The sequence below is a fragment of the Streptomyces sp. NRRL F-525 genome, assembly GCF_000716605.1.
In the GTDB taxonomy this organism is placed as follows: domain Bacteria; phylum Actinomycetota; class Actinomycetes; order Streptomycetales; family Streptomycetaceae; genus Streptomyces.
The window spans coordinates 81,162-104,467 of sequence record NZ_JNXE01000029.1 but is presented as its reverse complement, the minus strand read 5'-3'; the positions used below and the strand labels follow the sequence as shown (position 1 = coordinate 104,467).

The following is a 23,306-nucleotide window of genomic DNA, read 5'->3' as shown; positions in this document are numbered from 1 at the left end:
GTGGGAGATGGTCACCGCAAGCCCTACCCAGTGGACGCGACGGCAGACCTCCAGGTTGGGGTACGGGTGGCACTGCGGCCACTCCCACCCCCCACTCCCCGTACTTTTCCGGCTGATCACTATTCACTCAGTACATGTATCCAGTGCATACTGAGCGCCATGAGCACCCGCCACATCCTGCTGGGCCTGCTCGCGGGAGGACCGAGCCACGGCTACGACCTCAAGCGACGCCACGACGAACGTTTCCCGCAGGCCCGCCCGCTGGCCTACGGGCAGGTCTACACGACCCTCCAGCGGCTGGTCCGGGACGGTCTCGCGGAGGTCGACGGCACCGGTTCGGACGGCGGCCCGGAGCGCACGGCGTACCGCGCGACGGCGGACGGTTCGCGTGAACTCGCCCGCTGGGCAGGGGAGATCGCCCCGCCCGCGCCCTTCGTGACGAACGAGATCTTCGCCAAGGTCGTCGTCTCGATCCTGGCCGACGGCGACCCGGAGGCGTATCTGCGGGCCCAACGCGCCGCGCACATGGAGCGGATGAGGGAACTCACGGCGGTCAAGACCGCCAAGGGCACCGACCTCGCGACCGTGCTCTCGGCGGACTACGCCCTCAACCACCTTGACGCGGACCTCCGTTGGATGGCGACGACGGCGGCCCGGCTGACCACTCTGACCGCGGAGGTCGACACAGCATGAGCGACAACGGGGGTACGGCGGCGCCGCTCCTCGCGGCCCGTGACCTCGCCAAGACGCACGGCAGGACCCGCGCGCTGACCGGCGCCTCGGCCGACCTGCACACCGGCGAGATCCTCGCCGTCACGGGGACCAGCGGCAGCGGAAAATCCACGCTGCTGCACTGCCTGGCGGGAATCGTCCGCCCCGACGAGGGGACGGTGACGTACGCGGGGGAACGGCTGGACGACCTGCCCGAGAAGCGGCTCAGCGAGCTGCGGCGCACGGAGTTCGGGGTGGTCTTCCAGTTCGGGCAGCTGATACCCGAGCTGACGGCCGTCGACAACGTCGCGCTGCCGCTGCTGCTCGCGGGCACCTCGCGGACGGACGCCCGGGCGGCGGCCGGGGAGTGGCTGGAGCGGTTCGGGGTGCGCGGGCAGGGCGAGCTGCGGCCGGGTGAGCTGAGCGGCGGACAGGCCCAACGGGTCGCGCTGGCACGGGCGTTGGTCACCTCCCCGAAGGTCGTCTTCGCGGACGAGCCGACGGGCGCGCTGGACTCCCTGGCGAGCGAGCAGGTGATGACGGCCCTGGTCGGCACGGCCCGCGAGTCCGGTACGGCGGTGCTGCTGATCACCCATGACGCACAGGTCGCGGCGTACGCGGACCGCGAGCTCCGGCTGACGGACGGGACCGTGGCGACGGCGGGGGTGACGGTATGAGCGCGCTGCTCACGGATCTGCGGCTGGCCTGGTTGCTGACTCAGGGGTCGGACCGGCGCGAGTGGTGGCGGGTCGGGCTCACGGCGGCCGGGGCCGCGCTGGCGACGGGGATCGGGCTGGCCGTCGTAGCGCTGCTGTCGTTGGACGGGTTCTACTCGGTGTCCTTCGGGTCCGGGCTGTTCGACTCCCCCAGTGACCGGCGGAACGTGAGTCTGGCGCTCGGGCTGCTGCTGATCCCGGTGCTCGGGTTTCTCGGGCAGTGTGCGCGGATCGGGGCGGTGCACCGGGACCGGCGGCTGGCCGCGTTGCGGCTGGCGGGGGCCGGGCCGTGGCAGGTGCGGCGGATCGCCGCGCTGGAGTCGGGGCTCGCGTGTCTGGCCGGGGCGGTGGTGGCGACGGCGGTCGTGGTGCCGCTGCTGCCGTACGCCGTCGCCTAGGCCGGTGTCGTGCTGGTCGCCGTGGGCGTGCCGGTGCTGGGGGCGGTCGTGAGCGCTGTGGCGTTGCGGCGGGTGGTGGCGGATCCGCTGGGCCGGGTGCGGCGGACGTGGCCGGCGCGAAAGCCGGGGCGGCTGTTGCGCACGGCGACCTGGCTGCTCGCGGCGACGGCGGTGTTCCTCGCGCTGACCCCGGTGTTCGGCAGCCCCGTCGCCTTCGACCTGGTCCCGGTGATGGTGCTCGTCCTGGCCGTACTGATCAGCCTGATCGCGATCTGGTTGTCCGGGGCCTCGTCCCGCCAACTGGGTGAGGGCTTCGCGGCCGGCACCTCCCGCCCCGCGCTGCTGATCGCGGCGGAACGGATGCGCGAGGACCCCTGGTCGACGGCCCGGACCCACGCGGCACTGCTGCTGGTGACGGTCGTGGGGTCGGGCTTCGCGGGCGTACGGCAGATCCTGCTCGCGGGCCTGGAGGACATGCGCCGCAGGGGCCACCTCGGCACGCGCATGGCGTACTACACGACGGGCATCGACCTGACGGCCGCCGCGATCCTCGTCGCCTTCGCGCTCGTGCTGACCGCCCTGGCCGTGGGCACCGCCGAGTCGCTCGCCGTCCGGCGCCGGGGCCTGGCCGCGCAGGCCGCCGCCGGGGTGCCGCACGCCGTACTGGCCCGGGCGCTCCTCCTGGAGACCGCGCTGCCGCTGCTCCCGGCGATCGCGGTGGCGGGCCTCGGCGGCACGGTGATCAGCGCCTGGTACGGCGCCGCCGTCTCCGAGCACACGGACGTGCCGGTGCCGTACGCGGCGCTGCTGGTGCCGGTCGGCGTGTACGCGGCCTGCGTGCTGGCGGCGGCGACGTCACTGCCGTTGCTGCGGCGGTCGGTGCGGCCGGGCGAGCTGCGCTACGCATGACGGTCCGCCCCGGCAGCACGGGGGGCTGCCGGGGCGGACGACTCCGTACCGCCGTACGTGGGCGTACACAAAAGCCCGGATCGTCAGGCGGAGATGCCGTCGATCCGGGCCATCGCGTCCTCCGCGCCGTACGGCTGCAAGTACGGCAGCCAGCGCGGGTCCCTATGACCTGTCCCGATGATGCGCCAGGCCAGGCCGGTGGGTGGGGCGGGTTTGTGGCGCAGCCGCCAGCCGATCTCGAAGAGGTGCCGGTCGGCCTTCGTGTGGTTGCAGCGGCGGCAGGACGCCACCACGTTGTCCCAGGCGTGCTTGCCCCCGCGGCTGCGCGGAATGACATGGTCGACGCTGGTTGCGACGCCACCGCAGTACATGCACCGGCCCCCGTCGCGCGCGAAGAGCGCCCGGCGGGTGAGAGGAACGGGCCCCCGATAGGGAACCCGCACGAATCGCTTGAGCCGGACCACGCTGGGTGCGGGGACTGTGACGGTTGCGCTGTGCATAAAGGCGCCGGATTCCTCAAGGGAGACTGCCTTGTTCTCCAGGACGAGGACGAGCGCGCGGCGGAGCGGTACGACGCCGAGTGGCTCGTACGACGCGTTGAGGACCAGGACATGCGGCACGGATGCCTCCTTGTGCGTCGGCGGCGCGTGGCTCGCGCCGGGACGATCTGTAGTCAGTCTCCCCTCATGCCTGGTGGAAGCGCCACCATGTCCCGGTAACGGGCTGGGAGTGTTTTCGACCACATGTGATGCGGGGCCGGGACGGGTGTGGGTTCGTCCCACCTGTTCATTCCCGGCTGAGCACAGCCTCTCCCCTGAACACGGCAACGATCCACACACGATGCCCCGATAGTGTGGTGGGCCCGCCCTCTTGGTGACCTATTCGTGACCTTGCCCCTGTCGGACCATGCCGGAGGGCGGACGCAGCACCTGGAGGTACCTGCCGTGTCCTTGTCCGCCGTCCTACTGGCCGCCGCTACGCCGTCGCCGTCCCCGAGCCCCTCGGAGACGTCGGTGACCGTACCCTCGCTCCAGGACGCCCAGGAGAGCGCGACCAACGCCGCGAGCTGGGTGGAGCAGAACTGGTCCACATGGCTGGCGATAGGTCTCCGGGTCCTGCTGATCGTGGTGATCGCGGCGGTCCTGAGAATGACGGTACGGCGGGCGATCACCAAGCTGATAGACCGGATGAACCGCACGGTCGAGTCGGTGGACGGCACGGCGCTCGGCGGTCTCCTGGTCAACGCGGAACGCCGCCGCCAGCGCTCCCAGGCGATCGGCTCGGTCCTCCGCTCGGTGGCGTCGTTCGTGATCCTCGGCACAGCCGCCCTGATGGTCCTGGCGACCTTCGAGATCAACCTGGCCCCGCTGCTGGCCTCCGCCGGTGTGGCGGGCGTGGCGATCGGTTTCGGCGCCCGCAACCTCGTCACGGACTTCCTCTCCGGCGTCTTCATGATCCTCGAGGACCAGTACGGCGTCGGCGACCAGATCGACGCGGGCGTCGCCTCCGGCGAGGTCATCGAGGTCGGCCTCCGCGTGACGAAGCTCCGCGGCGACAACGGCGAGATCTGGTACGTCCGCAACGGCGAGGTCAAGCGCATCGGGAACCTGTCCCAGGGCTGGGCGACGGCGGGCGTGGATGTGACGGTGAAGGCATCCGAGAACCTGGACCGCGTAAAGGCCACCCTGGACGCGGTAACGGAGCGGATGAGCAAGGAAGAGCCCTGGAACGAGCTCCTCTGGGGCCCGATCGAGGTCCTCGGCCTGGACAGCGTCCTGATCGACTCGATGGTCGTCCGGCTCTCCGCGAGGACCATGCCGGGCAAGTCGGTGAGCGTCGAGCGGGAACTGCGGTGGCGGGTCAAGCGGGCCTTCGACGAGGCGAACATTCGCATCGTGGGCGGGGCTACGGCTGATCCGGTGGAGGATGCGGCGGACCCGACGGAAGCGGTCGCGGCGCCGTCGGTGTACTCGAACTCGGATTCGCCTCAGGTGGCGGCTACTTCGCCTATTGCTTCGCAGCGGCCGACGGGGCGGTAGTTGTAGGGGGCGGATACGTCTCAACCCCCCGCCCGCTCCGCCCCCCTAGCGAAGAACCGCCCCACATACTCACCGGCAGGCAACCCGCTCTCCCGCATGAGCGAGAAGACCTCGGCACCCTCCCCCGGCTCACCGAACATCCGGTACGCCTCGGCGAAGTCGGCGTACTCGACGCCGTCGAGGTCGGCGCAGTACTCGTGCGCCTCCAACTCCCCACGGGTGACGGCCTCGTCGAGCGAGGTGGCCCGCCACAGGGTCAACCGCTCTTCGTAGACACCGAGTTCACGATGCCGGAAGACACACCGGACGCCGTACCAGGACCGCTCCTTGACCTGTACCCCCACTCAACACCACCGTCCGACCGGCTCACTTGAGCCACCACGATCATCCGCGACCTGGCGACGCGCCGCCTGCACGATTTCCCCGGCTCCACCGATGGCACGGTCGCGTACGGAGGGGTCGGCGCTGTTGATCGCCTGCTCAGCGGCGCGCAGGCGGTGAGCCGTTTCCGGGTGGCGCTCGATCCCGACGATCGCGCATCCCGCCTCAGCCTCGCCCCACGCGACTCCAAGACCCCCACCGCAGCACACCCTCCCCGCCAAAGTGTGACACTTTCACACCAACTGTCACACTTCCACGCCCCACCCCCCACCCCCAGGCAATCCCCCTACGCCCCCCGCACCTCGATCACGAACTTCCCCCGCACGCCGCCCCTTTCGAGCCTCCGGTGCGCCTCCGCGATGTCGGCCAGCGGAAACACCGTGTCGGTCACGGGCCGCACATCCCCCGCCTCGACGGACCGGGCAAGTTCAGCGATCCGGTCGGCCGACGGGTCGTTGCTGAAGAGCTTCACCCGGCGGGGCCGTGCCGCGGCCCGCAGCCCCGTGCCGAGCATCGACGTGACGATGTGATCCGGGTCGAAGGCCAGCGCGATCAGGCGGCCGCGCCGAGCGAGCCGGGCCTGGTAGGCGCCCAGGTCCGTGCCGACCACGTCGACGATGACGTCGAAGCGGCCCAGGTCTTCCGGCCGGGTCGTGCGGTAGTCCAGGGCGACATCCGCACCGAGTTCCACGACCCAGTCGACGTTCCGCGCCCCCGCAAGGGCCGTGACATGCGCGCCCAACGCCTTGCCCAGTTGTACGGCGACGCTGCCCACGCCCCCGGCCGCACCCCGGACCAAGAGCCGCTCGCCCGGCGCGAGTTGGGCCTTGTCCGTCAGCGCGGTCAGCGCGGTCGTCCCCGATACCGGAAGCGCGGCGGCGTCGAGCAGGCTCAGGTTCTTCGGTGCGCGGGAAAGGCGCCGTTCGGGTACGGCGACGTACTCCGCGATCGACCCGAAGGTGAGGTGCGGCACGAGTCCCCACACCGCGTCCCCGGTCCGCCACGCGCTCACTCCGGCCCCGGCCTCCACGACCCGGCCGGCGAAGTCACCGCCCACGCGGCGGGGGAAGCCCGCGCGAGTCATCCAGCGCAACCTGCCCGCCCGGAAGGCGATCTCCCCCGCGTCCACGCTCGCGGCATACACCTCGACGAGCACCTCTCCCGGCCCGGGACTCGGCACGGGCACCTCGTCGACCCGCAGCACCTCGGGCGGGCCGTAACGGTCGTACTGCACAGCACGCATGATCGGTCTCCCCTGGGCGTCCCGGAACACAAAGTGGGGTGGCACCCCACTTCCTGTCGGCTACCATAACCGGAGAGCCACCCCATTTATCAAGCGCAGGAGGTCAACGTGGTCGACACGGCGGCGCGACGGCCCCTGCGGGCGGACGCCCAGCGCAACTACGACCGTGTCCTCGCCGCCGCCCAGAAGGCGTTCGCGACGCACGGAGCCGGCGCCTCGCTGGAGGAGATCGCCCGCCGGGCGGGCGTGGGGTCGGCGACCCTGCACCGACACTTCCCCTCCCGGGCATCCCTCCTGCGAGCCGTCTTCCGCGACCGCGTCGAGGCGCTCTGCGCGAGGGCCGAGGAGCACGCCCTCGCGAGCGAACCAGGCACCGCGCTCTTCTCCTGGCTACGGGACTTCAACGCCTACGCGGCCGCCAGCCGCGGCCTCGTCGCCTCACTCCTGCACGACGGCCGGGACACCGGCCTGCTGGAGGAGGACGACGACTGCGTGGCGACGATCACCACCGCTGCCGGTCAACTCCTGCGCGACGCCCAGCAGTCGGGTGCGGTACGTCCCCACATCCGCACCGAGGACATGCTCACGCTCGTCAGCGCCATCTCACTCGCGACAGAGGGCCAGGACGACGGCACCCAGGCGGCCCGGCTGCTGGACATCGCGATCGACGGTATGCGCGGCGCGAGCTCCTCCCCCTCCGCATCTACGCCGTGAGCGCCTCCCCCTCCACGCCCACCAGCCCCAGAACTCCCGCCACTTGGCACATCGCCACGAATGACGCCCCCTTCCGCAGCCCCCCGGCCATCTCCTCGTCGCGCAGGTCGAGCACGACCGTCCCCGACACCTCGTCGAACGCCATCGACCCCCAGACCGTGCGCCTACGCCACCCCGGCCGCCAGTGGAACCAGATCTCCTCGCGCCCCTTCTCCGCCGTGACGGACGCGCGGTCCGACGCCTTCAACTCCGTGCGCATCCGGTCCGACCAGCCCACCGAGGGCCGTAGCACGCGGAGTTGGCGGGCCTGGCGGGCGGCGAGGGCGTCCGGGGTGAGGGTGATGCCCGACCCGCGCGCCCGGTGTCGTAGCGACAGCCATGCCACTACCGCCCATACGACGCTGGCGGCGGCCCATGTCGCCGCCAGTTCGCCCGCCGTGCTCCAGGCGACGCCGCCCCGGTCCCAGAGTTCGAAGCCGGCCCTGATCACCACGGGTACGGCGACCGCGCACGCCGCCTCCCGCCAGCACCCCGCCCACACCTTCACGCCCGCACCCCGCTCACCGTTCCCTGCCTCTCGCAAACGGGGTTGATCAAAAGTCAGGAATCTGTGAGGCGGCTGGCAGGACAGGCCGGTCCGCATCACGAATCGGCCTCGGGGGCGGAGTCGCAGAGGCCGAAAAGCGCCCAACAGGCCTCGCAATTCCGGCAGATCGGGGGAATCTCCGCCACCCGCCCCCACCTGCGGCTTTACCCATCGTGACGAACCCGTGATGCGACCACCTTCACAGGCTCGGCTCATTTTCATCGCAGACTCACCACGCCCAAGCATGAGAAAACTCGCCATCGGCGCCGCTCGCGCAGGCCGCCGCGCCGGAACTCGTCTTCAGCGGGGTGACGGTCAACAAGGGGAAGGCGATCGTCGCAGGGACGACCGCGGCGGTGAAAGTGCCCGTGACGTACACGCCGACGCGGCCGGCGGACGTGGTCGCGGACGGCAGGTCGACGTTCGCGGGGATCATGCTCTACCGCGGCCGGCTCGCCGGCATGGACAACGACATCGAGGCCACCCTCGCGCCGACCTCGACGGCTCGGACGACAAGATCAGCGTGTCCCAGCCCGCCAAGTTGCAGTTCCGGGCAAAGAGTTCGAGCACCTACACCACCGTCAAGACAGCTACGTCTTCGCCGGTACCGCCCCCGCAGGTAACGAGTCTGTTGCCTCGGGGGCGGTCTCTATTGACGCCCCCTTCGCCTCGGGCTTACGTTCCTCCCACCCAATAGGAAACTTTCCTAACAGTGATCACGTGACAGGCTGTGCGGTTCGGAAGTTCGAGAGTTCGAAGGCAGGTGGCGTACGACATGGCAGGAACCTCCGGTACCCCGGGCACTCCCCGCGTCCTGCGCGCCATGAACGACCGCGCCGCCCTGGACCTCCTGCTGGAGCACGGCCCGCTCTCCCGCACCCGGATCGGCAAGCTCACCGGCCTCTCCAAGCCGACCGCCTCCCAGCTGCTGGCCCGGCTGGAGGCGGCGGGGCTCGTGCTCGCCACCGGGACGAGCGAGGGGCGGCCGGGGCCCAACGCCCAGCTGTACGTGGTCAATCCGAGTGCCGCGTACGCCGCCGGGCTCGACGTCACGCCGGAGCGCATCCGCGCCGCCGTCGCCGACGTCACCGGCCGCACGGTGGGGGAGTTCGAGCTCGCCACCCCGGGCCGGCGGCCCGCCCAGCCCGTCGTGCGGCAGGTCACCGACACCCTCGACGGGGCCGTGAAGGCCGCCGGGCTCGCCCGGGACGACGTCCACCGGCTCGTCATCGGCACCCCGGGCGCCTTCGACCCCAACACCGGACGGCTGCGCTACGCCTCCCACCTGCCGGGCTGGCACTCCCCCGCCCTCCTCGACGAACTCGCCGCCGCGCTGCCGATGCCGGTGGAGTACGAGAACGACGTGAACCTCGTCGCCATAGCCGAGCAGCGGCTCGGCGCGGCCCGCGGACACGGCGACTTCGTGCTGCTGTGGAACGAGGGCGGCCTCGGCGCCGCCCTGGTCCTCGGCGGCCGGCTGCACCGCGGCTGGACCGGCGGCGCGGGCGAGGTCGGCTTCCTGCCGGTGCCGGGCGCACCCCTGGTCCGCCAGGTGACCAAGGCCAACAGCGGTGGTTACCAGGCCCTGGCGGGCTCGCAGGCCCTGCCCCAACTCGCCCGCGAACTCGGCATCACCGAGATCCCGACGGGTCCCTACGCCGAGGTCGCCGCCGCCCTCGTCGCCACCGCCGCCGACCACACCAGCGGTCCCCAGCGGCGGCTCCTGGAGATCTACGCGACCCACCTCGCGACCGGTCTCGCCTCGCTCGTCTCCGTACTCGACCCCGAACTCGTCGTCCTCAGCGGTGGATCGCTGACCGCGGGCGGCGAACCTCTCCGCGCCCTCGTCCAGGCCGAGTTGGAGGAGCTGGCGGCGTCGCGGCCCCGGCTCGTCGTCGGCGACGTCCATGAACACCCCGTGCTGCGCGGCGCGTTGGAGAGCGCGCTGGCAACCACCCGCGACGAGGTCTTCGACACCTCGCGCTGACCCGACTTCCCGCACGGCCGACTCCGGTTCCCCCAGACCGACTTCGGCCCACCTCGAACCACCCGGCTTCCCCAACCACCTCGCCCCGCCCTGCCCTTGGGAGACCTCGCCATGCCCGGAATATCCCGGAAAGCGGTCATCGCAGTCGCCGCCTCCGCCTCCTTCGCCCTTCTCGCGACCGCCTGTACGGGGCAGTCCTCGTCCGGTGCCTCCGACGACGCCTCGAAGGACGTGACCATCAACTTCTGGCACGCCTGGAGCGCCGCCTCCGAGCTGAGCGCCGTGAAGTCACTGGTCGCCGGGTTCGAGAAGGCGCACCCCAACATCCATGTGAATGTGGTCGGCAACATGACCGACGACAAGATCAACCAGGCGCTGCGCACTGGCGGCGGCAAGTCCCCTGACGTGATCTCGTCGTTCACCACGAACAACGTCGGCAAGTTCTGTTCGTCGGGCGCTCTCGTCGATCTCAATCCCTTCTTCAAGAAGGCGAACATCGACCCGGAGACCACGTTCCCCAAGGCCATGAACGAGTACACCCAGTTCGACGGAAACCGTTGCACCGCCCCCCTGTTGGGCGACGCGTACGGGCTCTACTACAACAAGACGGAATTCAAGAAGGCCGGCATCACCAGCCCGCCCAAGACATGGTCCGAATTCGAGGCCGACGCCAAGAAGTTGACCATCAGCAAGGGCGACTCGTACTCGCAGCTCGGGTTCATGCCCGACTACCACGGCTGGGAGACCACGACCGAGCACATCTTCGCGCAGTTCTCGCCGACGTACTTCGACAAGAGCGGCAAGTCGGCGCTCGCCACGGACCCCGCGTTCAAGGCCGGTTTCACGCTGCAGAAGAAGCTCGTCGACGAACTCGGCGGATTCAAGAAGCTGGAGAGCTACCGCTCCACGCTCGGTGACGAGTGGGGCGACAAGCACCCCTTCCACACCGGCCAGGTCGCGATGCAGCTCGACGGCGAGTGGCGGCTCGGGATGGCCACGGCGGCAAATCCCAAGCTGGACATCGGAGTTGCCCCGCTGCCCGTCCCGGACGACCAGGTCGCCCAGTACGGCAAGGGCTACATCACCGGCACGATCACCGGAATCGCCGCCAACAGCAAGAAGCAGAACGCCGCCTGGGAGTTCGTCAAGTACATCACCACGGACACGGACGCGGTGGTGAACTTCTCCAACGGCATCCACAACGTGCCCTCGACCCTCGCCGCCCTCAAGTCCCCGAAGCTGAAGTACGACCCGCGCTTCAAGACGTTCCTGGACATCGCGTCGAACCAGTACTCGACCACAAGTCCCGCCTCCATCAACGGCGGTGTGTACCTGACGACGATCCAGAACCTCGGCTACGACTACGAGAGCGGCAAGGTCACCGACCTCGACTCGGCTCTGAAGAGCACGGCCAAGCAGATCGACACCGACATCGCGCAGGCGAAGTAGCCGCAGAATGAGCACAGTCACTCTGGCGTCGAAGCGCCGCAAGTCGGCGCTTCGGACACTCGCCTTCATGTCGCCCTGGCTGATCGGCTTCGCGGTCTTCTTCGCGTATCCGCTGATCTCGACGGTCTATTTCTCGTTCATGCACTACGACGGCTTCAAGCCGCCGACGTGGGTGGGGACGAAGAACTGGACGTACGTCTTCAAGAACTATCCGTACTTCTGGCCCGCGATGCGCAACACCCTGTGGCTGGTCGTGGTGATGGTCTCGCTGCGGGTCGTGTTCGGGCTCGGCGTCGGCCTGTTGATCACCAAGATCAAGACGGCGACGGGCGTCTTCCGGACGCTCTTCTATCTGCCGTATCTCGCCCCGCCGGTCGCGGCGACGATGGCGTTCGCGTTCCTGCTCAACCCCGGTACCGGGCCGGTCAATTCGATCCTGGAGAAGGTCGGCATCCCGGCCCCGGGCTGGTTCAACGACCCGACCTGGTCCAAGCCGGCGCTCACCCTGCTCGCCCTCTGGGGCATCGGCGACCTGATGGTCATCTTCATGGCCGCGCTGCTCGACGTACCCCAAGAGCAGTACGAGGCAGCGGAGTTGGACGGGGCGTCGGCCTGGCAGCGGTTCCGGTTCGTCACGCTGCCGAACATCTCGCCGATCGTGATGTTCGCGGTCGTCACCGGCGTGATCCAGACCATGCAGTACTACACACAGCCCCTCATCGCCGGGAAGGTCGCGTCCGGCGTCATCCAGGGCGCCGGCACGCAGTTCGAGCCCGGCTACCCGGAGAAGTCCACGCTCACCCTTCCCCAGCTCGTCTACAACCTCGGCTTCCAGCGCTTCGACTACGGCTCGGCCTGCGTGGTGGCACTCGTCCTGTTCGCCCTGTCGATGGTGTTCACCGCGTTCCTGATGCGGCGCCGGGGCGGCCTCAACCTGGCAGGTGACTGACCATGGCCCAAGTACTCGACAAGCCCGTGGAGTTGCGGGCGCCGGTGACCCCCGCCGAGCGCACCGCCCGCCGCAAGGCGCTCATGGAGTGGATCGCCGTCCACTCGCTCGGCGTCGCCGCCGCGCTCTTCTTCACGCTCCCGTTCGTCTTCGTGTTCCTGACCTCGCTGATGAGCGACAGCCAGGCCCTGAGCCGTGACCTCATCCCGCACACCTGGGAGTGGGGCAACTACCGCAAGGTGTTCGACACTCCGGGCTTCCTCACCTGGTGGAAGAACACCCTGATCTACGCCGGTCTCGGCACCGTCCTGACCGTCGTGTCGTCGATCCCGGTGGCGTACGCGCTCGCCAAGTTCCGCTTCCGGGGCCGGAATCTGTCGCTGATGCTCGTCATCTCGATGATGATGCTGCCGCCGCAGGTCGTGATCATCCCCATGTACCTGTTCTGGGCCAAGCAGTTGGACCTCTCGGGCACGCTGTGGCCGCTGATCATCCCGATGGCGTTCGGAGACGCCTTCTCGATCTTTCTCCTACGGCAGTTCCTGATGACCATCCCGAACGAGTACCTGGACGCGGCGAGGGTCGACGGCTGCGGCGAGTTCAAGACGCTCGTGCGGGTCGTGCTGCCGATGGCCAAACCGGGTATCGCCGCCGTGGCGCTCTTCCAGTTCTTCTACGCCTGGAACGACTACTTCGGGCCGCAGATCTACGCGTCCGAGAACCCCGGTGCCTGGACGCTGAGTTACGGCCTGGAGTCGTTCAAGGGCGCGCACCACACCGACTGGAATCTCACCATGGCCGCGACCGTGCTGGTCATGGCCCCCGTGATCCTCGTGTTCTTCTTCGCGCAGAAGGCGTTCGTCGAGGGCGTCACGCTCACCGGAGTGAAGGGTTAACCCCACATGAAACTCACCGTGGTCGGCGGAGGCTCGACCTACACACCCGAACTCATCGACGGCTTCGCCCGGTTGAGGGACACCCTGCCCGTCGAGGAACTCGTCCTCGTCGACCCGGCGCCCGAACGCCTTGAACTGGTGGGCGGGTTGGCCCGCCGTATCTTCGCCAAGCAGGGGCACCCCGGCCGGATCGTCACGACGGACGACCTGGACGCCGGTGTCGAGGGTGCCGACGCCGTGCTGCTGCAACTCCGCGTCGGCGGGCAGGCGGCCCGCGAGCAGGACGAGACCTGGCCGCTGGAGTGCGGCTGCGTCGGCCAGGAAACGACCGGCGCGGGCGGCCTCGCCAAGGCGTTGCGGACCGTACCGGTCGTTCTCGACATCGCGGAACGGGTCCGTCGTACGAACCCGAACGCCTGGATCATCGACTTCACCAACCCGGTCGGGATCGTCACCCGCGCCCTGCTCCAGGCCGGGCACAAGGCAGTCGGCCTGTGCAACGTGGCGATCGGATTCCAGCGGAAGTTCGCCGGACTCCTCGGGGTCACCCCGACCGATGTGCACCTCGACCATGTGGGCCTCAACCACCTCACCTGGGAAACCGGTGTGCGGCTCGGCGGTCCCGAGGGCGAGAACGTGCTGCCCAAGCTGCTCGGCGAACACGGCGACGACATCGCCGCCGACCTGAGCCTGCCCCGGGTCCTCCTCGACCGGCTCGGCGTCGTCCCGTCGTACTACCTGCGCTACTTCTACGCGCACGACGAGGTCGTACGGGAACTGCGGACGAAGCCGTCCCGGGCCTCCCAAGTGGCCGAGATGGAACGCGAGTTGCTGAAGATGTACGCCGACCCGGCCCTCGACGAGAAGCCCGCGCTGCTCGCCAAGCGCGGCGGCGCCTACTACTCCGAGGCCGCCGTCGACCTCGCCGCCTCGCTGCTCGGCGGGGGCGGGAGCCCGTACCAAGTGGTGAACACGTACAACAAGGGGACGCTGCCGTTCCTGCCGGACGACGCGGTGATCGAGGTACAGGCGGCCGTCGGCGCGAAGGGCCCGACTCCCCTTGCCGTAGCGGAAGTCGACCCCCTGTACGCGGGGCTGATGGCCAACGTGACCGCGTACGAGGACCTCGCTCTGGAGGCCGCGTTGCGCGGGGGCCGGGACCGGGTGTTCCGGGCGCTGCTCTCGCATCCCCTGATCGGCCAGTACGAGTACGCCGAAGCCCTGACCGACCAGCTGATCGCGCACAACCGGGAGCACCTCGCGTGGGCCTGACCGCAAGTGTCCTCGCCGTCGACGCGGGCAACAGCAAGACCGACGTCGCGGTCGTGGCGGCCGACGGGGAGATCCTCGCCACGGCCCGCGGCGGCGGGTTCCGGCCGCCGGTCGTGGGCATCGGGACGGCCGTCGACAACGTCGCCGAAGCCGTCGCCCGCGCCTTCGCGGAGGCGGGGGTGAGCTCGGTCGACCATGTGTCGGCCTGTCTCGCCAACGCCGACTTCCCCGTGGAGGAGGAGCAGTTGGCCGCCGCGCTGCACGCGCGCGGGTGGGGCACGAGTGTGGAGGTGCGCAACGATACGTTCGCGGTGCTGCGGGCGGGCATCCCGGAGCCGCGCGGAGTCGCCGTGGTGTGCGGGGCGGGCATCAACTGCGTCGGCATGCGGCCCGACGGCCGCACCGCCCGCTTCCCGGCGCTGGGCCGTATCTCCGGTGACTGGGGCGGCGGTTGGGGCCTGGCGGAGGAGGCCCTGTGGCACGCGGCCCGCGCGGAGGACGGGCGCGGCGGTCCTACGGCCCTGGCGCGTACGCTCCCGGCGTACTTCGGCCTGGACTCGATGTACGACCTGATCGAGGCCCTGCATCTCGAACACGTCGAACACCGCCGCCGGCACGAGTTGACGCCGGTGCTGTTCGCGACGGCGGTGGACGGCGACCCGGTGGCCCGGTCGATCGTGGACCGGATGGCGGAGGAGGTCGTGGCCATGGCGACGGTCGCGCTGACCCGCCTCGACCTGCTCGACGAGGAGGCGCCGGTGCTGCTCGGCGGCAGCGTCCTCGCCGCCCGGCATCCCCAACTGGACGACCGGATAAGGGAGTTGCTGGCAGCGAAGGCACCCAAGGCGGTGGCTACGGTCGTCACCGCGCGGCCGGTCCTCGGTTCCGTGCTGCTCGGTCTGGACCATGTGGGCGCCGCGGCCGGGGCACATGTGCGGGCCAGGGCCTATTACGAGCACTGACACCCGGGAACCGAACAGATTCCCACGGCGTATTCATGGACAGGGGGGCGGTGCGGGGCGTTGTGTGGTGCCGGAAATCCGGTGACCGCGCTGCGATCCGATCAAGATCCAGTGAAGGCCGGTGCGGAATGTCAGTCCCTGCGGCGATACTTGCCGCGACGGGATGACCCTGGGGGAGGTCAGCAGTGACACAACCGCAGAAGAGCAGTACGGCGCCACCGGGCACCGCGGTGCCCACGATGCCGGTGCTGCCGCCGCAGCCGGGCCGGCCGGGGGCGCCCGCGCCCCGGCGTACGCCGGACGCGGCGCCCGCGCGCCGTACGGCGATCGCCGAGGGCGTGGACCAGTTGCGCGCGGCCGCGACCACCGAGCCGGGCCGGCTGCGGGCCATCGGCGCGCTGCTGGCCGTGCTGGTGATCGCGTTCGGCGCGGTCACCGCCTGGCAGACCGACAGCCGGGCGACGGCGGCCGGCGACGTGCTCCACCACAGCCAGCCGCTCAGCTCGGACGCGGCGGACATCTACCGCTCGCTCGCCGACGCCAACACGATGGCGGCGAGCGGTTATCTGGCGGGGCTCCAGGAGACGCAGGCGACCCGCGACCAGTACGAGGCGGACATCAAGACGGCCGCCGCGAAGCTCGTGACGGCCGCCGCCAACACCGACCCGGGCTCGTCGTCCGCGACGACGATCAAGCAGCTCAACGAACTGCTCCCGGAGTACAAGGGGTTGGTCGAGTCGGCCCGCGCCAACAACCGGCAGGGCTTCCCGGTGGGCGGCGCCTATCTGCGCGCGGCGAACGACACCATGCAGAACAAGATGCTCCCCAAGGCCGAGACGCTGTACAAGACGGAGAACCAGCGGCTGAGCGACGACTACGGGGACGCGAAGCCGTATCCCTGGTTCGCGATCGCCCTCGGGCTCCTCGCGCTCGGCGGGCTCGCCTGGGCCCAGCGGCGCAACTACCAGCGTACGAACCGGGTGTTGAACCACGGCCTGGTCGCCGCCTCGGCCACCACCGCGGTCGTCCTGCTGTGGGTGGTCGTCGGCCACACCTTCGCGCGCGCGGGGCTCGACGCCTCGTACGACCACGGGGTGAAGTCGCTCAACGTGCTGCACGACGCGCGGATCGCCTCCCTGAAGGCGCGCAGCGACGAGAACCTGACGCTGGTCAGCCGTGGCGCGGAGACGAAGACGCTGGCGGACAAGACGGTCGTGGACGCCTACGACTACGAGTACGACCAGGAGATCGCGAAGCTCGGCAAGGGCCTGAAGCTGGCCGACTCGCTGGCCGACGACTCCGCGGGCCGCAAGCCGGTCGCGGTCGCCAACAGTTCGATGAAGGTGTGGATCTCCCGCCACGCGAAGGTCAGCGACGACAACGAGAAGGGCCTCTACCAACAGGCCCGTGACGGTGTCATCGGCAAGAGCGGCGCGACGGGCGAGTGCTTCAACGCCGTGGACGCCTCGCTGAACACGGCGCTGCTGCACGAGACGAAGGAGTTCAGGAAGTCCGCGAGCGACGGCCTGGACGCGATGACCGGCCTCACCCTCGGAGCCGCGGTGCTCGCGGTGCTGGGTGCGGCCGGGGCCGTCCTGGGCATCGGGCGCAGGCTGTCGGAGTACCGGTGAAAGGGGGCGTGACGATGCGCGCACGGAGTGACTTCCTTCGCCGGCTGAACGCGGTGCGGCGGGTGCGGGCCGGCCTGCGGGGCTGGGGCGGGGTGGGCGCGATGGCGGTCGTCTGCGTCCTCGCGGTCGCCTTCGTGCTGCTGCTGCCGCTCACGCAGTCGCGCGGCGAGGGCGGCGCGGCCCTCGGCGGTCAGCGGACGGTCCAGGGCACCCAGGCCAGGGCGCCCGAGTGCGACGAGGCGACCGTCCAGAACCAGAGCCCGTCCCCGTCGGACGCCGACGGCGCCACGATCGACGCCATCAAGGCGCGCGGTGTGCTGAAGGTGGGCATCGACCAGAACAGCTACCGCTGGGGCTACCGCAACCCCAACAGCTCCTCCGGTGACCTGGAGGGCTTCGACATCGACCTGGTCACCGCGATCGCGAAGAACATCTTCGGCGACTCGTACACCGCCAACAGCGTCCAGTTCCTGGCCATCCCGACCAACCAGCGCATCCCGGCGGTCCAGGACAAGCAGGTCGACATGGTGGTCCGCACGATGACGATCACCTGCGACCGGGCCGGCCAAGTCGCCTTCTCCGCCCCGTACTTCCTCACCGGCCAGCAGGTCCTCGCCCCGAAGGCGTCGACGATCACCGGCTACGACAAGTCCCTGGCCGGCAAGCGCGTCTGCTCCGCGTCGGGTTCCACGGCGAACGACCGGCTGACGGATGACAAGGCGAGCGGCAAGCTGCCCGCCAGCGTGAAGATCCTGCCCCCCGTCGCCAACCAGCTGGACTGCCTGGTGGAGCTCCAACTCGGCCAGGCGGACGCGGTGGTGACCGACGGAGCGCTCGCCGCGAGCCAGGCCGCGCAGGACCCGACGGTGGAGCTGAAGGGCACCACCTTCACCACCGAGTACTACGGCGTGGCGATGAACAAGGACGCCACCGATCTGGTACGCCGGGTCAACCGAATACTGGAGAGCTACCGCACCAGCCCCGACGGCTGGCGGGCGTCGTACACGAAATGGCTGCTGCCCACCCTGGGTAAGGACTCGGAGTCGGCCGACCCGCCGACCCCGCACTACACGTGACGGACCATCAACTACCGAGCGGCACAACGGACTTTCCACGGAACACAAAGCAGCGAGAGGTGATCGATGGGCGTCACGGGACCCCCCGGGCCGGTAATGGACCGGGACGAGGTGGACCGTGCGCTGGCGCGGCTCGGCGCGGAGCACGAGGCCATCGAGACCTCGCTCCTCGCCCTGCAGGACCACGCGGGCCGCAGACTCCTCGAAGGCGCCGAGCTGACCGGCACGACCAAGGAGCGCTGGGCGTCCACCGACGCGTCGATCACGCTGCTGTGGGCGTACTTCGACGCCTACACGGACGCGTTCCACGCCGCCCAGAGCATCCGCTCGCGGCGCCGCTGGTCCAGCCGTGAGGACCTGGTCGAGCTGACCGAGCTGCTGCGCGGCGAGTCCGTCACGGTCGCCGGTTCGACCACGGCGACGGCCAACATGCCGACGCTGACCGGGGGTTCGAGCAAGCTGAGCCACCAGTTCTCGCTGAGCGGGCTCGTCGACGAGATGAACGACCTGTACGCGAACTCGCTGGACATGGTCGTCACCTCGGACGCGGTGTGGTCCGCGCTGCCCGCCCGGATCGATTTACTGGCCGCGGAGTTGCAGCGCACCCGCCAGCTCGCCCACTCCGTCGGCGTCCGCCCGGGCGAACACCCCGCGGGCGACGACCTGGAGCGCATCACCAGCACCCTGACCGAGCTGCGCGAGCGGGTCATCTCCGACCCGCTGGCCTTCTGGGTGCGGGCGCAAGGGAGTTCGGCCCCCGGCGGCGGCCGCCCGGACACCACGGTCTACGACCGGGAGGCGCGCGCCCTGGAGGACGTGCGCCGGGAGATCGACGCCGTGCTCACCGTCCGGCAGGACGCGGAGGCGCGGCTGGTGAAGCTGCGGGACGTGCTCTCCCGCGCGGACCGCACCCTCGCCGAGGCGCGCACCGCGCGCGGTGAGGTCCTCGCGAAGATCGCGGCCACGGAGGTGCCGGTCGTCGGCGGACCGCCGACCGTGCTCCAGGAGCAGCTGTCGACGGCCGCCGAGTACCGCAGACACGCCCAGTGGCACCGCCTGTCCCCGCTCCTGGAGTCCCTGGAGCAGAAGGCGGAGGACGAACTGCTGCGCGCCCGCGAGTCGTTGACCGCGGTCACCCAGCCGCTGGCGGTCCGCGCGGAGCTGCGCGGCCGCCTCGACGCGTACAAGGCGAAGGTCGCCCGGCACGGCCTCGCGGAGGACCCGCTGCTGATCGAGCGGTACGACGCGGCCCGCCGCATGCTGTGGAGCGCGCCCTGCGACCTGCGCGTCGCCGAACAGGCGGTGCTGCGCTACCAGCACGCGGCCGCCGAGCAGTTCAACGCTCCGCGGCCACAGCCGCAGGGCGGTCCCGAGGACCAGAGGGGGCCGGGCGCGTGAGTGACGAGGAAGAAGCGGGGTCGGTCATGAGCGAGACACAGCAGAAGTGTCAACGGCCAGGCTGCGAGGGGTCGTACGAGGACGTCGGCGGCGGCGAGCTGTACTGCGACACCTGCGGTCTGGCGCCGGTGGTGTCGGCGAAGGGCGCGATCAGCTCACCGCCCACCGGGATGACCAGCGGCAAGGGCTCGCGGGGTTCGGGGAGCGGCAGTTCCCGTACCAGCAGCCGCAGTTCGCGTACGTCGTCGCAGTCGTCGAAGTCGCGGCGCTCGGTGTCGGGGCGGCTCTCGCGCTCGGAGTCGGGGCGCTCCACCGGCCGTTCGGTGTCGGTGCGCAGCTCCGGCTCGTCGTCCGGGACCTCCAGCCGCGGCCGGCTCGGCGTCGGCCTGGTGCAGGTGCCGGGGGTGCCGCGGCCCGACCCGCGCGAGATGGTCCTGGAGAACCCGGAGGTGCCCGAGCGGAAGCGGTTCTGCTCGCGCTCGGACTGCGGGGCTCCGGTGGGTCGCGCGCGCGGCGACAGCCCGGGGCGCACGGAGGGGTTCTGCACCAAGTGCGGCAACCCGTACTCGTTCACGCCCAAGCTGGAAGCCGGCGACATCGTGCACGGCCAGTACGAGACCGTGGGCTGTCTCGCGCACGGCGGTCTCGGCTGGGTCTATCTCGCCGTCGACCGCGCGGTCTCCGACCGCTGGGTGGTCCTCAAGGGCCTCCTCGACACCGGCGACCAGGACGCGATGGAGGCCGCGATCTCCGAGCGGCGCTTCCTCGCCGAGATCGAGCACGCCAACATCGTGCGGATCTACAACTTCGTGGAGCACCTGGACCAGCGGACGGGTTCGCTGGACGGCTACATCGTCATGGAGTACGTCGGCGGCAAGTCCCTCAAGGAGATCGCCAACGACCGCCGTACGCCGGACGGGAAGCGCGATCCGCTGCCGGTGGAGCAGGCGTGCGCGTACGGCATCGAGGCCCTGGAGGCGCTCGGCCACCTGCACAGCCGCAACCTGCTGTACTGCGACTTCAAGGTCGACAACGCGATCCAGACCGAGGACCAGCTCAAGCTGATCGACATGGGCGCGGTGCGCAGGATGGACGACGACGAGTCGGCCATCTACGGCACGGTGGGCTATCAGGCGCCGGAGGTCGCGGAGGTCGGCCCGTCGGTGGCGAGCGACCTGTACACGGTGGCCCGCACGCTCGCGGTGATGACCTTCGACTTCCAGGGCTACACGAACGTCTTCGTGGACTCCCTGCCCGACCCGGACAACATCGAGGTCTTCCGCCGCTACGAGTCGTTCTACCGGCTCCTGGTCCGCGCCACCGACCCCGACCCGGCCCGCCGCTTCGCCTCCGCGCAGGAGATGGCCGAGCAGCTGACGGGCGTCCTGCGCGAGGTCGTCTCCCTGCAGACCGGGCGCGCCCGCCCGTCGCTGTCGACCCTGTTCGGCCCCGAACTGAAGGTCACGGACACGGAGTTGTTCCCGAAGCTGGACGGGGACGTGTCCCTGCTGGGGGCGAGAGCGACGCAGCCGTCGAAGCGGGCCTCAAGTGCCCGCTCCGGCACGGCACTTGCCGAACGACCCGCCGGCGGCCCGGTGTTGACCGCGCTCAACGGCAGCGCGCCGCGGAGCATCGTCAAGCAGGTCGACTCCCCCGCCGTGGCCCTCGCGCTGCCCGTCCCGCACGTCGACGCGAGCGACCCCAACGCGGGCTTCCTGGCGGGCCTGATGGCGACCGCGGCGACCGAACTGCTCGGGGCGCTCGCCTCGGCGCCGTCGCCGTCCGTGGAGACCCGGCTGCGGCAGATCAGGGCCTGGCTGGAGAACGGCGACTCGTACACGGCGCTGGACGCCCTGGCGAAGCTGGAGGACGAGCGGCCCGACGACTGGCGGGTGGTCTGGTACACGGGCGTGGCCGCGCTGGCGACCCTCGACTACGAGGCCGCCGCGCTGTCCTTCGACGCGATCTACGACGCCTTCCCGGGCGAGCCCGCGCCGAAGCTGGCGCTGGGCCTGTGCGCCGAGGTGCTGGGGCAGCTGGACAACGCGGCCGAGTACTACCGCCTGGTGTGGTCGACCGACCCGAGCTATGTGAGCGCGGCCTTCGGCCTGGCCCGCGTCCAGTTCGCGACCGGCGACCGGCCCGGCGCCGTACGGACGCTGGAGTCGGTGCCCGAGGCGTCGATCCACTACACGGCCGCGCGGGTGGCCGCCGTACGGGCGCGGCTTCGGGAGCGGGCCGCGACGGCGGACGACACGCCGTTCCTGGACGATCTGACCGCGGCCGCCGGACAGGTGGAAGCGCTGGAGGGATACGGTCTGGACGCCGTCCGGCGCGAGCGGTTGTCGGCCGAGGTCCTCGGCCGCGCCCTCGACTGGATACTCTCCGGAGGCCAGGGTTCCGTACCGCTCACGCGGCGGGAGCTGCTCGGCAGCGAACTGGACGAGCGGGGACTCCGCTTCGGCCTGGAGCGTTCGTACCGCACGCTGGCCCGGCTGGCACGGGACGGCGAGGAGAGGATCGACCTGGTGGAACGAGCCAACCGTTACCGCCCCCGGACGTGGGTGTAGTTGATGTCGCAGATGCCCCAGCTCTCCGCCTGCCCGAGCTGCGAAGAGCCCCTGGAGTCCGGTGACCGCTTCTGCGGCGCGTGCGGATACGACCTGTCCGCCGTGCCCGCGCCGCCGGACGACCACCCGACGCTCACCATGAACGGCGCGGTGCCGCTCCCCCCCGAGGAGGCCGCGGACGTGGACTGGCCCGTGGTACCCCAGCCGGAGGGCGCCGGGACCCCGCCGGCGGTCCATCTGCCCACCGACCTGCCCGGCACCGACTCGGGCGGCACCCCCCTGCCCTCCAACGCCCCACCGCCGCCCGCCGGTTCACCGGCCGCGTCGGGCGTACGGTTCGACCGGCCGCCGGAGCCCGACGAGTACCCCCTGCAGGCGCCGGACCCGCGGGTCGCCGCCGATCCGCCGACCGCGGGCGAGGGCGTCAAGGTGTGCGTGGCGTGCCGCTCGGGCCGGGTGGACCCGGACGGCTACTGCGAGAACTGCGGGCACGCCCAGCCCCGCGAACGCGACCACATGGAACAGGAGTTGGGCCCGCTCGCGGCGGTCAGCGACCGCGGGCTGCGCCACCACCGCAACGAGGACGCCTTCGCCGTAGGACAGTGCCTGCTGCCGGACGGGGCGCCCGCGCTGGTCGCGGTGGTGTGTGACGGGGTGTCGTCGGCGACGCGGCCCGACGCGGCCTCGCTGGCCGCCTCGCGGGAGGCGGGAGAGGCGCTGCTGTCCGCGCTGCCGCAGGGGACGCATCCGCAGGCGGCGATGCACGAGGCGATCATCGCGGCCTCGCACGCGGTCAACTCCCTTGCCCAGGAGCCCGCTACGGCCCGCGAGCACGCCCCGCACCAGAACGCGCCGGCCTGCACGCTGGTCTCGTCCATCGTCACCCCGACCCTCCTCGTCGTCGGCTGGGTCGGCGACAGCCGCGCCTACTGGATCCCGGTGGACCGCAGTTCACCGCCGGCCCGGCTCACCGAGGACGACTCGTGGGCGGCCCAGATGGTCGCCGCGGGCCTGATGAGCGAGGCGGAGGCCTACGCCGACGAGCGCGCCCACGCGATCACCGGCTGGCTCGGCGCGGACGCGTACGAACTGGAGCCGCACACCGCCTCGTTCAAGCCGGACCGGCCCGGTGTGGTGATCGTGTGCACCGACGGACTGTGGAACTACGCGGAGTCCGCCGAGGAGATGGCGGAGATCGTCCCCGCCGACGCGGCGGTCCGTCCGCTGCACAGCGCCCAGGTGTTGGTCGGCCACGCGCTGGACGGCGGGGGCCACGACAACGTAACAGTGGCCGTCGTGCCGTTCCCGGCCCCGCCGCAAGGGGCAGTAATCGGCTGAGGCCGCATAAACGGGGACGGCCTCGGACCGGTGGGGACCGGTCCGCATATAGTCATCGCCCCATTCAGGTGGGGTACTTGA

At 70.6% G+C, this 23,306-nt stretch carries 20 protein-coding genes and 1 pseudogene; 16 read left to right on the top strand and 5 right to left on the bottom strand.

What is annotated here, in order from left to right; all coding sequences use genetic code 11:
* The first annotated feature begins 159 nt into the window (after window positions 1-159).
* The 3 genes and pseudogenes from OO69_RS33285 (at window position 160) to OO69_RS49005 (ending at window position 2,734) form a co-directional block, all read left to right on the top strand.
* Window positions 160-693, top strand: a complete 534-nt coding sequence (locus tag OO69_RS33285; protein WP_033284588.1) for a PadR family transcriptional regulator — start codon at window positions 160-162, stop codon at window positions 691-693.
* Complete coding sequence (locus OO69_RS33280; protein ID WP_033284587.1) at window positions 690-1,388, top strand: ABC transporter ATP-binding protein; 699 nt, start codon at window positions 690-692, stop codon at window positions 1,386-1,388. The genes OO69_RS33285 and OO69_RS33280 overlap by 4 nt, the downstream gene beginning before the upstream one ends.
* Window positions 1,385-2,734 (top strand): annotated as a pseudogene (locus tag OO69_RS49005) (ABC transporter permease). Before OO69_RS33280 ends, OO69_RS49005 begins: the two are co-directional and overlap by 4 nt.
* Before the next feature lie 83 nt (window positions 2,735-2,817).
* On the opposite strand, the gene OO69_RS33270 reads toward OO69_RS49005, so the two are convergent.
* On the bottom strand, window positions 2,818-3,354 hold the full coding sequence (locus tag OO69_RS33270; RefSeq protein WP_033284586.1) for an HNH endonuclease: 537 nt from the start codon (window positions 3,352-3,354) through the stop codon (window positions 2,818-2,820).
* Between the two features lie 324 nt (window positions 3,355-3,678).
* Here OO69_RS33270 and OO69_RS33265 point away from each other — a divergent pair, with 324 nt between their 5' ends.
* Window positions 3,679-4,773 (top strand): mechanosensitive ion channel family protein, encoded by a 1,095-nt coding sequence (locus OO69_RS33265; RefSeq protein WP_033284585.1) that lies wholly within the window; start codon window positions 3,679-3,681, stop codon window positions 4,771-4,773.
* A gap of 20 nt (window positions 4,774-4,793) precedes the next feature.
* Here the strand turns inward: OO69_RS33265 and OO69_RS33260 are convergent, their stop codons facing one another.
* Both OO69_RS33260 and OO69_RS33255 read right to left on the bottom strand, forming a co-directional pair.
* A complete protein-coding gene (locus tag OO69_RS33260) occupies window positions 4,794-5,117 on the bottom strand; it encodes a hypothetical protein (RefSeq protein WP_033284584.1) in 324 nt (107 codons plus the stop codon).
* A gap of 323 nt (window positions 5,118-5,440) precedes the next feature.
* Window positions 5,441-6,397, bottom strand: coding sequence for an NAD(P)-dependent alcohol dehydrogenase (locus tag OO69_RS33255; RefSeq protein WP_033284623.1), 957 nt, complete (start codon window positions 6,395-6,397; stop codon window positions 5,441-5,443).
* Window positions 6,398-6,505: 108 nt separating this feature from the next.
* Here OO69_RS33255 and OO69_RS33250 point away from each other — a divergent pair, with 108 nt between their 5' ends.
* Window positions 6,506-7,111 carry a TetR/AcrR family transcriptional regulator gene (locus OO69_RS33250; RefSeq protein WP_033284583.1) on the top strand — a complete coding sequence of 202 codons (606 nt, stop codon included), beginning with the start codon at window positions 6,506-6,508 and terminating at the stop codon, window positions 7,109-7,111.
* Here OO69_RS33250 and OO69_RS33245 read toward each other — a convergent pair.
* Together OO69_RS33245 and OO69_RS52100 are read right to left on the bottom strand one after the other, a co-directional pair.
* A complete protein-coding gene (locus OO69_RS33245; protein ID WP_158713450.1) occupies window positions 7,101-7,694 on the bottom strand; it encodes a hypothetical protein in 594 nt (197 codons plus the stop codon). The genes OO69_RS33250 and OO69_RS33245 overlap by 11 nt on opposite strands.
* A gap of 232 nt (window positions 7,695-7,926) precedes the next feature.
* Window positions 7,927-8,133 (bottom strand): hypothetical protein, encoded by a 207-nt coding sequence (locus OO69_RS52100; protein ID WP_033284581.1) that lies wholly within the window; start codon window positions 8,131-8,133, stop codon window positions 7,927-7,929.
* Window positions 8,134-8,472: 339 nt separating this feature from the next.
* On the opposite strand from OO69_RS52100, the gene OO69_RS33235 reads away from it, so the two are divergent.
* The 11 genes from OO69_RS33235 (at window position 8,473) to OO69_RS33185 (ending at window position 23,225) form a co-directional block, all read left to right on the top strand.
* On the top strand, window positions 8,473-9,684 hold the full coding sequence (locus OO69_RS33235; RefSeq protein ID WP_033284580.1) for an ROK family transcriptional regulator: 1,212 nt from the start codon (window positions 8,473-8,475) through the stop codon (window positions 9,682-9,684).
* Between the two features lie 111 nt (window positions 9,685-9,795).
* Window positions 9,796-11,133, top strand: a complete 1,338-nt coding sequence (locus OO69_RS33230) for an ABC transporter substrate-binding protein (protein ID WP_033284579.1) — start codon at window positions 9,796-9,798, stop codon at window positions 11,131-11,133.
* Window positions 11,134-11,140: 7 nt separating this feature from the next.
* Window positions 11,141-12,082: a carbohydrate ABC transporter permease gene (locus tag OO69_RS33225; protein WP_033284578.1), complete on the top strand. Its 942-nt coding sequence runs from the start codon at window positions 11,141-11,143 to the stop codon at window positions 12,080-12,082.
* 2 nt (window positions 12,083-12,084) lie between these two features.
* Window positions 12,085-12,978 (top strand): carbohydrate ABC transporter permease, encoded by an 894-nt coding sequence (locus OO69_RS33220; protein ID WP_033284577.1) that lies wholly within the window; start codon window positions 12,085-12,087, stop codon window positions 12,976-12,978.
* A gap of 6 nt (window positions 12,979-12,984) precedes the next feature.
* Window positions 12,985-14,250 carry a 6-phospho-beta-glucosidase gene (locus OO69_RS33215; RefSeq protein ID WP_033284576.1) on the top strand — a complete coding sequence of 422 codons (1,266 nt, stop codon included), beginning with the start codon at window positions 12,985-12,987 and terminating at the stop codon, window positions 14,248-14,250.
* On the top strand, window positions 14,241-15,212 hold the full coding sequence (locus OO69_RS33210; RefSeq protein WP_033284575.1) for an N-acetylglucosamine kinase: 972 nt from the start codon (window positions 14,241-14,243) through the stop codon (window positions 15,210-15,212). The genes OO69_RS33215 and OO69_RS33210 overlap by 10 nt, the downstream gene beginning before the upstream one ends.
* Window positions 15,213-15,397: 185 nt before the next feature.
* Entirely contained in the window at window positions 15,398-16,843 is a 1,446-nt protein-coding gene (locus tag OO69_RS33205) for a hypothetical protein (RefSeq protein ID WP_033284574.1), read from the top strand.
* 14 nt (window positions 16,844-16,857) lie between these two features.
* Entirely contained in the window at window positions 16,858-17,919 is a 1,062-nt protein-coding gene (locus OO69_RS33200) for a glutamate ABC transporter substrate-binding protein (protein ID WP_051801350.1), read from the top strand.
* 66 nt (window positions 17,920-17,985) lie between these two features.
* Window positions 17,986-19,317 carry a hypothetical protein gene (locus tag OO69_RS33195; protein ID WP_199811079.1) on the top strand — a complete coding sequence of 444 codons (1,332 nt, stop codon included), beginning with the start codon at window positions 17,986-17,988 and terminating at the stop codon, window positions 19,315-19,317.
* A 26-nt stretch (window positions 19,318-19,343) separates the two neighbouring features.
* Window positions 19,344-21,887, top strand: coding sequence for a serine/threonine-protein kinase (locus OO69_RS33190; protein ID WP_033284572.1), 2,544 nt, complete (start codon window positions 19,344-19,346; stop codon window positions 21,885-21,887).
* A complete protein-coding gene (locus tag OO69_RS33185; RefSeq protein ID WP_033284571.1) occupies window positions 21,888-23,225 on the top strand; it encodes a PP2C family serine/threonine-protein phosphatase in 1,338 nt (445 codons plus the stop codon). It begins immediately after the preceding gene.
* The last annotated feature ends 81 nt before the right edge of the window (window positions 23,226-23,306 follow it).